The organism is Brachyspira sp. G79 (genome assembly GCF_002379365.1).
Classification (GTDB): Bacteria; Spirochaetota; Brachyspiria; order Brachyspirales; family Brachyspiraceae; genus Brachyspira.
Genome location: NZ_JQIU01000009.1, coordinates 93,128 through 105,481, shown reverse-complemented (window position 1 = coordinate 105,481; position 12,354 = coordinate 93,128). Strand labels below are relative to the sequence as shown.

Genomic DNA, 12,354 nt, shown 5'->3' with positions numbered 1-12,354 from the left:
AAATAGATTTAAGAAACAATCTTAATTTAAGGCTTTTATTAAATCATCACATGATACCACTTGATATAAGAATAAGATATAATGTATTACAAAAAAACCCCATGCTTTGTGATATAAAAAGTAATTACGGTCTTGCATATTTAATAGCTTCTGAGGCAAATGCAGTTTTGAAAAATTATTATAAAAAAGAAATTTCTGATGATGAAATAGGATATTTAGCTTTACTGTTTCAAATAGCCTTGGAAGAAAACAGCAATGAAGAAAAAAATAAAATAAATATATTAATAGTTTGTGGGAGCGGAAAAACAACTTCAAAACTTCTAATGTACAAATATAAAAAAGAGTTTGCTGATTATATAGATAATATTTATACCACCGATTTAATAATGCTTAAAGATTTTGATTTTTCAAAGGTTAATTATATATTTTCAACAGTACCTATTAATTTTAGAGTTCCGCTTCCTATTGTACAAATAGGATTGTTTTTAGAAAATAGTGATATCATAAATGTAAAAAACGCTTTAGAATTATCAAAAAATGATTTTCTAAATGATTATTATAATAAAGACCTATTTTCATTAAATATTAAAGGAAATAGCAGAGATGAAATAATCAAAAACATATGCATTAATATAAAAAAATATATAGATATACCTGATAATTTTTATGAATCTGTTATGAAAAGAGAAGATTTATCAGAAACAGATTTTGGCAATTTGGTGGCTATACCTCATCCTTTTGATATTCTAACAGAAAAAACTTTCGTATATGTAGCCGTACTTGAAAAACCTATTACATGGTACAAAAATAATGTTCAGGTTATATTTTTAGTGTCAATATCAAACAAAAAAGATGACAATTTACAAAAATTTTATCAGTATACTGTAGATTTTCTGCTTAATGAAAAAAGTATTATAAAACTGATAGAAAATAAAACATTTGACAATTTAATGTATTTACTAAGAAATAATGAATGGAAATAATAAAATGACTAGTTTTAATTATACTATCAAAAATATTAATAATATACATGCAAGACCTTTAAGTGATCTTGCTAAAATAGCAAAAGACAGTAAATGTTGTGTTATTATAATCGACAGTAAACAAAATAAAAAAGATGTAAAAAAGATAATAGGAATAATGCAGCTCAATTTAAAAATAGGTGATGAAGTTACGGTATCAATAGAAGGCAATGATAAAATTTTAGAAGATAAAGCCAAAGAAAATATATTTAATTTTTTTAAAACAAATTTTTGATTTTTATAATATATTTATTATTTAATATGTACATAAACAATTATAATTTGTAAATTTCTATATTATACTTGTTTCAAAACTAAATTTATTAATACATAGTTTTTTAATTTAATATTTTTTAATTAGAAAATGATAAAGCCTATTATAATAACTATAATAGGCTTATATTTAATTTAAATATAAAATCTTAATCTTTATAAGGTGATATATCTCTAAGTCTAGCAACTATTTTTTCTATAGCATCAGCAGTATACATCATCTCTTCCATAGTATTATCCAAAGACATAGAAAATCTCGTAGAACTATGGGCATACTCAAAAGGCACTCCCATAGCCTGAAGTACTGGAGAAGGCTCTAATGTACCAGATGAACATGCACTTCCGCTTGAAGTACAAATACCATATCCGTCTAATAAAAGAAGTACAGCCTCCCCTTCTATATTTTTAAAACTTATATTTGCAGTATTACTTACTCTATTAGCACCTTTTCCATTAATTTTTATATCGGTTATTCTTTTAGTAACTTCTGCCTCTAAAGCGTCTCTAAGTTTTGAAGTATGTTCAATAAATCTTGGAAGCTCGGCTTTAACCATAGAAGCAGCTTTACCTAAACCAATAATATAAGGCACATTTTCAGTACCAGCACGGCGACCTCTCTCCTGATGACCGCCTGTTTGAACAGTTCTTAATTTAGTACCATTTTTTATATATAAAGCACCTATACCTTTAGGAGCATGTATTTTATGTCCTGCTATAGTAAGCATATCAATATAAGGCTCATTTTTCATATTAAGAGGAAGTTTTCCTGCGGCCTGAACAGCATCTACATGAAATACTGCTCCTGCATTTTTTACTATCTCTCCAATCTCTTTTATAGGAAAAATCACACCTGTTTCATTATTAGCATACATTATAGATACTATTGCAGTATTTTCGTTAATGGCACTTTTTAATTCATTAATATCTATATTTCCGTCATTATCTACAGAAAGATATGTAACTCTGTATCCATGTCTTTCCAAATCTTTGCATGTTTCTATAACGGCAGGGTGCTCTACTTTTGTAGTGATAATATGATTTTTAGTAGGATATGCTTCTATAGTTCCTCTAATAGCCATATTGTCGCCTTCACTTCCGCATGATACAAAACATACTTCAATAGGTTCGCAGCCCAAAAAATCAGCTACCTCTCCTCTTGCTTTCTCCATTTCTTTATGAACAGCACCAGCAGGAGTGTACATACTAGAAGGATTAAAATACTGATCCTTAAAATAAGGAAGCATAACCTCTAATACTTCTTCATATACTCTAGTTGTAGCATTGTTATCTAAATATATTATTTTTTTATCTGACATAAATATACCCTCCAATCAAACGCCTACAACTTCCAAATCTTTAGAAACTAGTTCATGCAATTTAGGCTCAACAAAACCTTTCAAAGTATTTTTAGAAGAAGCACAGGAAGAACAAGCTCCTTTAAACTCTATCATTACTTTATTGCCTTCAACATCCACAAGTCTGCAGCTTCCTCCATCCATTTTAAGCATAGGATTAATAACTCTCTCCAAAGCCTCTTCTATTTTTTTTACTTTTTGAACTGTAGTAAGAGGGGCATTTTTAGCTTCTCTTTCCATCTCAGCAAGTTCTTCGTTCAAGATATCTTCAAGTTTAACCTTACAGGCTCCGCATCCGCCGCCTGCTTTAGTATAGAAAGTAATCTCCTCTACAGTTTTTAATTTATTTTCTCTTATAGCTCTTTTTATTTTTGTATCTGTTATACCAAAACATTTACAAACAATAGCACCTTCATCATGCTCATCTTCTTCTGTTGCAATTCCTCTATAGTTATTAATAGCTTTTTCCAAAGTTTCCATTCCCATAACAGAACAGTGCATTTTCTCTTCGGGAAGACCTCCAAGCTCCATAGCTATATCTTTATTTGTAATCTTAGCAGCTTCATCAAGAGTTTTTCCTTTAATCATCTCAGTTAGAATACTGCTGCTTGCTATAGCCGAAGCACATCCGAAAGTTTTGAATTTAGCATCCAATATTTTATCGGTGTCTTTATCTATTTTTAATGTTAATTTCAATGCATCGCCGCAAACTATACTTCCAGTCATAGCCTCTGCATCTGGATTTTCTATTTCTCCTACATTTCTAGGATTAATAAAATGATCTCTTACTTTATCTGTATATTCCCACATGTTCCTACCTCCATCTAAGTTAATTATTAATATACATAAAATATATTAATTTATAATTGGGATATAAAATAAATATAATTTTTTGTTTTTAATAAAATTATTTATTCATTTCATTTAAGATTTGTTTGATAGCTTCCTGACAGCCGCCGCAGCCTGTACCTGCTTTAGTAGCTTCAGAAACTTGTTCTACTGTTTTTAATTTTTTTGATTTGATAGCATCCCTAATCTGACTCTCAGTTACTGCCATACAGAAACATATTGTCTTATCTGCCATTTTGATTCTCCTATTATCTAATTTGCAATTTATTATAGAAAATAGAAAAAATATGAACATTCACATTAATCTATTTTACAACCTTCAATGTTAGATGATTATAACATTTTACTAAATAAATATCAAGTGCATTTATTAATTTTTCAATATATAGAACTATATAGTATTTTAATAATGTTTATAAAAATGATTTGGACAAAAAATTATAGTAATTATTTATTTTGATAAGCAATATATTTAATTATTATTAACAGTCTCTATTAAAACAGCATCTGATTTATAATTTTCTATATTTTCAATATCAATTATTCTAAAACCATCTCTAACAGCATAAAACCTTATATCAGCACTTGGAGGAGTATTGTCTTTACTGTATGATAGAGATAATACTAAATCAAATATCTGATAAGGATAATTCTCTTCAAGAAGCTTTTTTAAAGACATAAACATTTTTAAAGATAAATTTAGAATCTGTTTTATATCTATGCTGTTTGCTATATATATTTCATTATTATGCCATTCAAAATTTGTTAAGTTTATTTCTTTGGAAACAACAGCAGAACACATACTGCAGTCTGTTTCATTGCTTATAATCCAATATTTTTCATTATTAGATCTTACTCTTTCAAATACAGAATAATAATTTTTTAATTCTATATTAGATAAATCTATATCTGAGAGCAATTCTTTCATCTTTTTATTACTAATCAATTTTTTTCCTTTTTATTTATATTAAACTATAATTTAATATAATATTATTTTTCATCTTTAAGAAGTTCATCAGCAATAAAATGAACTGTTTTCTCTCTTGCATCTCTTCCATAGTAATTAAACTGAGCTTCTCTAGTTTTTAGAAGATACTCTCTGCCGTTTTCAATAAGATAATCTATTTTATTAAAAATATCATCAGTAGAAACAGTATTGTACCCCAAACCATTTTCTTCCAAATATATAGGAGTACCTTCCTCCTGACCTTTCAATGCCCCCATAGATACTATAGGTATCAAACAATTTATGCCTTCAACCACAGATAAAGATCCGCATCTCGTAATTAAAATATCATTCTCATGGAACAATTTAAATAATTCTTTGGAGTATCCTATTAAGTTTACCTCTTTTTTATAATTTCTTAATCTATGTTTAATTCTTCTATAATTATTTTTATTTCTTCCGCATACCACTGTAACATCGCAGTCATATTTTTCATGCAGCTTTCTTATTATATAATATATTCTCTTAGATCTTTCTGAATTATTTAACAAAAGTACTCTTAACTTTCTATTCAAATTTGTTGTTGCTCTGACTTCTTCTATAGTTTTACAAGGCGAATCAAAATTAACTCTTGTAGGTATACCAAATGTCATAACTTTATCTTTATCTATACCATTTTCTACAATAAAATTTGTAGCTTCTATAGAAGGACTTATTACTTTGCTTACTCTATTATCAAGCCATATATGTGTAACACTTACTATATCTGTTATTAAAGTATATAACTTTAACTCTGGTTTATATTTTTGCAAAAGATTAAGAACACTTCCATTAAATAATGGATGCACACTTAAAATTAAATCTGGATTGTATTGTTCTATTTTTTTTAACAATCTTCGTCTTATTTTCCTAGATATCTTTTTATTTACAAAAGTACTGTCATTATTAGAAAGATTAAAAAACTTGCCCCACATATTGGGAAAATATTTTATGCATACATTATAAAGTCTTTCTGTAGCCATAAGCTCCAAATCACCTAATTTAAACCCATTAATGACTTTGCATTCTATTTTATCTTTATATAATTGTTCAAAACCCTGCACTATGGCAGTATGAACACTTTTATGTCCATGACCTGTATATTCTGATGATATAATAAGAAGTCTTTTCATAATTTAACCCTTTATAAAAAATTATGCAAAATGAAATTAAGCATTTTTATGATAAGATAATTATATATAAAAAAATATTGATGTCAATATTGCATCAAGTTAGATAATAAAAAAACATAAAAAAACAAAAAACGTAATAAAAAATCCTAATATCATAATAAAACTATTATAATATTAGGATTTTATAATTTATTTTTTATTTATCTTCTGTTTTTAATTATTTATATTATCAAAAGGATTATAAGTCAAAGAAGTAGGTTCTGCTTTAGAAATATAATTTTGAGTTTCTTTTTTGTTTTGAGCTTCCATATACTCTCTTCTTGAAAGCGATATTCTTCTTTTACTTTGATTAACTTCTCTTACAACAAAAGGATAAGTTTCACCAACTTTAACAACTTCTTCTAAAGTACTTCCTTTAGGGATTTCAACTTGTGAAACATGCATATATCCTTCCAAGTCATCTTCCAAGGAAACAATAGCACCAGAATCAACTATAGCTTTAACAGTACCATCAACTATAGAACCTTGAGGATGAGCTTTTTCAAATAATCTCCAAGGACTTTCTTTAGTATGTTTATAGCTTAGCTTGATTCTTTGTTTATCTCTGTCTATGGACATGATAACCATATTAACATCTTCACCCTCTTTAATATAGTCTTTCATGTTAACAATATTATTTCTCCAATCAAAATCGCTTATGTCACATATTCCTTCCAAGCCGTTAGGAAGTTCAAATACAGCAAAGTTTTTTATTATTCTTTTTACTTTACATTTTACAGCAGATTTTACAGGGAAATCTTTTTCAACAGTATCCCAAGGATTTTCTTTTACTTGTTTTAATCCTAAAGTAAGTTTTCTTTCAGCTGCATTCATATCGAGTATTTTACATTCTAAGAAAGCACCTTTTTTAACGAAATCATTAGGATTATTAACATGTGAGTTCCAGCTTAAATCAGAAACATGAACCAATCCCTCTATTCCGTCAGCAACTTTTACAAAAGCACCGAATTTCTTAACATTAGTAACTTCACCTTGAATAACATCGCCTATATGATACTGCTCAACGAATTTACCCCAAGGATCTTCATCAAGCTGCTTAATACCCAAATCAACTTTTTTGTTTTCTTTATCGACATGGAGAACTTTAAACATTCTCTCTTCGCCTTTTGATATTATAGATTTAGGATTAATAACCTTATCCCAAGACATATTAGGTATGGCAAGGAAACCATCAAAACCCGGAGTAATTTCTATAAAAGCACCGAATTTTTCTATATTTTTTACTTTACCATTAATAATATCATTTTCTTTAAGATTGTTTAAGAAACTTTCTATACTTGCATTTTGAGTTTCTTCTAATAAAGCTCTTCTTGATACTACAACATCCCTGCCATTTTTCTTAATTACTCTAAACTCATACTCATTGCCTATATAATCAGTTTCTTTGATTCCTCTAGCTATATCTATTTGAGAAAACGGACAAAAAGCTTGATGTCCCATTATAGATACTTTAAATCCGCCTTTAATAACCTCTTTAACAACACCTGTAACTGTACTATTATTTTTAACAGCATTATCTATTAATTCTTGAGATCTTCTCTTATCTATTTCGCTTTTAGATAAAATAACATAACCTTTATCATCTTCCCCTGAAACAATAGCTTCTATTTCTTCACCAATAATAGGTTCTTTATCAAATTCATTTCTTTTAATTTTACCTTCAGATTTAGATTCAAAATCTATAAAAACGTCTGTATCGTCAAATTGAACTACTTTACCTTTAATGATTTTTCCTCGGCTCAAAGAAGTATTATCACTTTCCTCTAAAGCCTTACGAAATTCAATTTCATCATTTGATAGATTTTTATTATCTTCCATTGTTCCTTCTCCCTCCTGCACTTTCACAGGTTAAAAATATATCCAACTGTTAATTAGATTGTTTATTTAAAATCACATTTGTGATTTTTTCTGTAACTTCATCTATAGTCATACTTGTAGTATCAATAATATATGCATTATTTGGAACCACTAGCGGACTATCTTTTCTATTTGAGTCAAACTCATCTCTCTTTCTTATGCTTTCCCTAACCTCTTCATAAGTAAGTGTTTTTCCTTTGGATAATTCTTCATTATATCTGCGTTTAGCTCTTTCATCTAAAGAAGCGTCCATATAAAACTTATATTTAGCATTAGGAAAAACTACACTGCCTATGTCTCTGCCATCTACTACATAATTACCACCTTCAGCTATTTTTCTCTGTAGAGATACCATATTTTGTCTTACAACACTGATAGATGATACTTTGGATACTAGATTAACCACTTCAGAACTTCTTATCTCTTCAGTTACGTCTTCATTATCTAAATATATTCTTCCAGCATTATCAAAACTGATATTTAAATTATTAAGAGCGGATATGACTTCATTGTTATTATCTATATTAATATTATGTTTAATCATATATAAGGTTACTGCTCTGTACATAGCACCTGTGTCTAAATATTTAAAAGACAATTTATTTGCTGTTAATTTTGCTATTGTACTTTTACCTGCCCCAGAAGGACCATCAAGAGTAATTATTTCATGTATATCTGACACATATAACCTTTTTTAATTAAAATAATTTTCTATACAATATATCATAAATAATTATAATTTGCAAATATTTATTTTAATAAAAAGCAAACTTTATTATAATTTTTAAACATTTTCTAACAAATAATATATCCTATTAATATCATATATAAAAATTAAAAGCAAATAACATACTTGTGCCTGAAGTTATGTCTGAATATGAAGCAGATAAATCTCTTATCATAGAATTATAATTAACATTCATTGTAGATGAGTATGAGAATGAAACAGACACATCTTTGCTGCCCTGCACAAAGAAATACTCTATAGTCTTTAATGTGCTAAAAAAACCTAAATGACTGACATGAGAAGCTACTTCCTTAGTATACCCCATAAACTGATAAAGTTCTAAGAAAATACTTAATATAGGCAGTTTCTTTTCAGCTATTAAAAAGCTACTAAGCATAGGAAAACCTAAAATACTTAAATTAGGGGAATAATCTTCAAAGGATATATTATTAATATCGGTAACATAATTATTTACTCTTATCATTTTTAATGGAATAAGACTTCCATTTTCATTAAAATTATAAATACAAAACAAATTGCTTGTACATACACCTAAAATTAATAGTATATATTTAAAATATTCATTCTTTTTGTAAACCTAAAAAATTAATTAATTAAAGACTATACATTTTTACAATTTTTACAATATGTAATTATCTTTATATATTATAAATTTACAAAATTTATCCAAAAGATTTATATTTTTTTACAGAAAATTTAGCAATTCTTCTAAATTTCGTTACAATTCTTAAAATACCGTAAAAAAATCCAAATCCATAAAAAAAGTGTGTTACAAAAAACATAAAAGGATATATAAAAATACCCATTATTTTATAAATAAATCCCTTATCATTTACAGCATATATAAAACCTGCAAATACAGTTAATATTATGTAAACATATAATGGAAAAAAATAAAATTTAATTATGTTTACTTCAAAAATATTATATAATGTAAATATTATTGGACATAAAACTATATAAAGCGAAAATAATGCTGGTAAAGTAAATATTAAATTTTTACTGTTAAAATCTCTAAAAAGTTGTTCCAGTCTTCCTCTGCCGTAATTAAGAAGCATTTTTATATACAATTTTAAATTCGATCTTGGAGGTCTTTCTACTACTATCTTCGGATTATATATTAATTTATATCCAAGAGAAAGAATCTTGTCTATCAAAGCATTTTCTTCATTAGGATATAGGCTCTCATCAAAAAGTCCAGCCTCAAATAATACATCACGCCTTACAAATAAATTGCAAAGGATAACATCTCTATCTGTACCCTCTTTTATATCACTATTATTAACCCTATACCTGTTGGCTATAGGTCCGACTGCATAATAAGAACGCATACATCTGTCAATATACATTTCAACTAAAGAGTTTACCTTATGAACTGCTGGTCCTCCTACTATGGCCACTTTTTTATCACTTTCAAATATAATACTCGCTTCTTTAATATTATCAGCACTGACAATAGAATCATTATCTATGAAGTATATTATATCGCCTAAAGACTGCTTAATACATTCATTTCTCTGAACAGTAGGATGTGTACCCTCTGCCTGAAAAATCTCAATATTTTCCTTAGGGTAATTAGAAAGATATACCCCTGCTAACGTTTTTTCTATATTTTCACCAATCCTATGAGGAATAATAACTGTAATTTTTAAATACACCTACATTCCCATATATCTAATGTATGCTGTTCTTAATTGAGCGGCCATCTCTTCTGGGCTTGTAGGATTGCAGGGAGCCCAAGCACCTGTTTCTGAAGAAGCATTAAATTTCTGTTTTTCTTTACTTCTCATAGGAGGAAAAAACTCTATATGATAATTCCATATATCATTATAATTAAATCCATCATTTACTGGTGCACTGTACATACACATCATATAAGGAAACTTTATATCAAATAATAAATCTAATGTAGAAGTGGCCTTTTTTAAAGCATCAGCAAGTGATAAACTCTCTTCTTTATTAAAGTTAGTTATTGAAAGCGTTTTCTTTTTAGGCATTATCATTATACCATAAGGATATTCTGTAGCAAAAGGCAAAAAACATATAAAATGATCATTTTCAAAAACTACTCTTCTGCTATCTTCTAATTCTTGTTCCAACATATCCATAAAAAGGTTGCGGCAGTTAGTATTATAATAGCTAGAAGCCATTTCTATTTTTCTTTTGATTCTTAAAGGTATCCAGCTATAACCGTATATCTGACCATGAGGATGCGGCATAGTAACACCTACAACTTCACCTTTATTTTCAAAAGGCATAATGTATTTTATTTTTTTATTCTCAGCTATAGCTTTCATTCTCTCTTGCCATAAAGCTACTAATTTAGCAATATGGCCAACAGGAAGTTCTGGTAAAGTAGTATTATGATCTGAAGAATATAAAATAACTTCGCATTTACCTATAGAAGGTGCTGTTTTAAACATTTTACCATTATCTACTTCATCTGGATAAGGAGGTTCAAATGATAAGGCAGGAAAGTCATTATCATATTTATAAACATCATAACTATCAGGAACTTTTCCGCTTCCAGGACAAAACGGACAATAATCTTTAGGCATCTGCGGACGTGCCTGTCTATGACTAGCTATCATAACATAATCTCCAAGTAATGGGTTGTAACGCAATTCTGCCATATTTATTTCTCCTATTTTTTATTAGTTATATTCATTGATATCTTTTAATATCATTATTTCATTTTTTAATATAAATCTATTATATACCTTTTTTCATAATAAACAATATATAAAACATTTATAATTAAAAAATATAAAACTATTAGCTAAATATTAAAAGGATATCCATACTTAGACATATCTTTAATTAAGTATTCAATAGAACTAATGTTATTTTCTATCCCTATTAATAGTTCCTTTTTTAACATATTAAAAATCATTCTTATTATTATATCTAAAAATAAATTACCGCTTTTAATATATTTGAACTTTGACAAATTCTTATTTTCTTTAAAATAGAGAACTATAAACTCTTTTAAATTTAATTTTATATACTTTCTTAACATTTCTCTATATTTGCTAGATGAAATAAACCATGATACATTTTTTATTATATTAGGACAATTAGAACAATTTATAATAAAATCATATATATCTTTTTTATCTCTTTTAAATAAAATAGGATATTTATAATTATTAGAATCAAATTCATATGTATCTATAGTTTTTATCTTGAAAATCTTTGAAAGTACAGAAAAAAATACTCTGATCATGCCTATTTTCAATAAAACCATCAAAATTTTTTATCTTTGAAGGGCTATCATCTACTAAAGAGAAATCATCATAAAATACATTGAGCCATTTTCTAACAAATTCTATATTACTAGAAGTTTTCTCTAAAATAAAAAAAGTAGCAGGTCTTTGAAACGTATCTGTAATATTTGTATCATTTAAAACATTAAAATAATTGAATATATCTGATTTTGTGAATTGTTTTTCTTTAAAACCAAGAGTAGAACAAATACTTTCATATTCAATAACCATATCTAAATACTCATAAAAACGATTTATACCATCTTTGCTTAAATGACATCCAATATCAGCATATACTAATATATCATTATTTTCCATATCTTCTAAAGTTTTCAATACAATAAAAGGTTTCCAGCACCAATACCCAAAGCCTCTTATATCTGACTTTAATTTATCTTTTAAGATTTTATCAAACTTTTCATCTTTTGGTAAATTGTATTCATTATACAAAAGTATATTATCAAAAATATTAAACTCACATGCCTGACTAAAAAATCTGCATGAAGAAGGATATAAACTTAGACTATAAAAAGAAAGTAAATATATTTTTCTATTTTTATACATATAAATCCATTAAATACATATAATTTTTTATATAATAGCATATATTTTTTACAGGTATCATAGAAGATAAACTATATAGCAATCCATAATAATTCATAAAAAACTCCAAACCAAAATTCATAAAATAAGTAATATAAATATTAAAATATAATACTATTTTTTCTCAGAAGTTTAAGCATAAATCTTGGCAATATTTTAGTAATAAATTTATATTTAAAAAATATACTATCAAATTGCTTTAT

General features: G+C 27.0%; 13 protein-coding genes. 2 read left to right on the top strand and 11 right to left on the bottom strand.

Annotated features, from left to right (window positions below; translation table 11 throughout):
* Positions 1-983: PTS sugar transporter subunit IIA (locus KQ44_RS13455; RefSeq protein WP_143277893.1), on the top strand; the 983-nt coding region annotated here is incomplete at its 5' end.
* A 4-nt stretch (positions 984-987) separates the two neighbouring features.
* Positions 988-1,257, top strand: a complete 270-nt coding sequence (locus KQ44_RS13450; protein WP_096738001.1) for an HPr family phosphocarrier protein — start codon at positions 988-990, stop codon at positions 1,255-1,257.
* A 187-nt stretch (positions 1,258-1,444) separates the two neighbouring features.
* Here the strand turns inward: KQ44_RS13450 and nifS are convergent, their stop codons facing one another.
* The 11 genes from nifS to KQ44_RS15305 all read right to left on the bottom strand — a co-directional run bounded on the left by nifS (position 1,445) and on the right by KQ44_RS15305 (position 12,112).
* Positions 1,445-2,611, bottom strand: a complete 1,167-nt coding sequence (gene nifS, locus KQ44_RS13445) for a cysteine desulfurase NifS (protein ID WP_096738000.1) — start codon at positions 2,609-2,611, stop codon at positions 1,445-1,447.
* 15 nt (positions 2,612-2,626) lie between these two features.
* Positions 2,627-3,460, bottom strand: coding sequence for a Fe-S cluster assembly protein NifU (gene nifU, locus KQ44_RS13440; RefSeq protein WP_096737882.1), 834 nt, complete (start codon positions 3,458-3,460; stop codon positions 2,627-2,629).
* Positions 3,461-3,557: 97 nt separating this feature from the next.
* Positions 3,558-3,734, bottom strand: a complete 177-nt coding sequence (locus KQ44_RS13435; RefSeq protein WP_020005591.1) for a (2Fe-2S)-binding protein — start codon at positions 3,732-3,734, stop codon at positions 3,558-3,560.
* 237 nt (positions 3,735-3,971) lie between these two features.
* Positions 3,972-4,427, bottom strand: coding sequence for a hypothetical protein (locus KQ44_RS13430; protein ID WP_096737881.1), 456 nt, complete (start codon positions 4,425-4,427; stop codon positions 3,972-3,974).
* Positions 4,428-4,489: 62 nt separating this feature from the next.
* A complete protein-coding gene (locus KQ44_RS13425; protein ID WP_096737880.1) occupies positions 4,490-5,617 on the bottom strand; it encodes a galactosyldiacylglycerol synthase in 1,128 nt (375 codons plus the stop codon).
* 213 nt (positions 5,618-5,830) lie between these two features.
* Positions 5,831-7,495 carry a S1 RNA-binding domain-containing protein gene (locus tag KQ44_RS13420; protein WP_096737879.1) on the bottom strand — a complete coding sequence of 555 codons (1,665 nt, stop codon included), beginning with the start codon at positions 7,493-7,495 and terminating at the stop codon, positions 5,831-5,833.
* 49 nt (positions 7,496-7,544) lie between these two features.
* Complete coding sequence (gene cmk, locus KQ44_RS13415) at positions 7,545-8,216, bottom strand: (d)CMP kinase (RefSeq protein WP_096737878.1); 672 nt, start codon at positions 8,214-8,216, stop codon at positions 7,545-7,547.
* A gap of 139 nt (positions 8,217-8,355) precedes the next feature.
* The gene (locus KQ44_RS13410) at positions 8,356-8,796 is read right to left on the bottom strand and encodes a hypothetical protein (protein ID WP_240516704.1); all 441 of its coding nucleotides are present in this window, start codon (positions 8,794-8,796) and stop codon (positions 8,356-8,358) included.
* Between the two features lie 148 nt (positions 8,797-8,944).
* A complete protein-coding gene (locus KQ44_RS13405; protein WP_096737876.1) occupies positions 8,945-9,940 on the bottom strand; it encodes a glycosyltransferase in 996 nt (331 codons plus the stop codon).
* Complete coding sequence (galT, locus tag KQ44_RS13400; RefSeq protein ID WP_096737875.1) at positions 9,941-10,915, bottom strand: galactose-1-phosphate uridylyltransferase; 975 nt, start codon at positions 10,913-10,915, stop codon at positions 9,941-9,943. It abuts the gene before it with no gap.
* Between the two features lie 528 nt (positions 10,916-11,443).
* Positions 11,444-12,112 (bottom strand): hypothetical protein, encoded by a 669-nt coding sequence (locus KQ44_RS15305; protein WP_240516703.1) that lies wholly within the window; start codon positions 12,110-12,112, stop codon positions 11,444-11,446.
* Positions 12,113-12,354 lie beyond the last annotated feature (242 nt).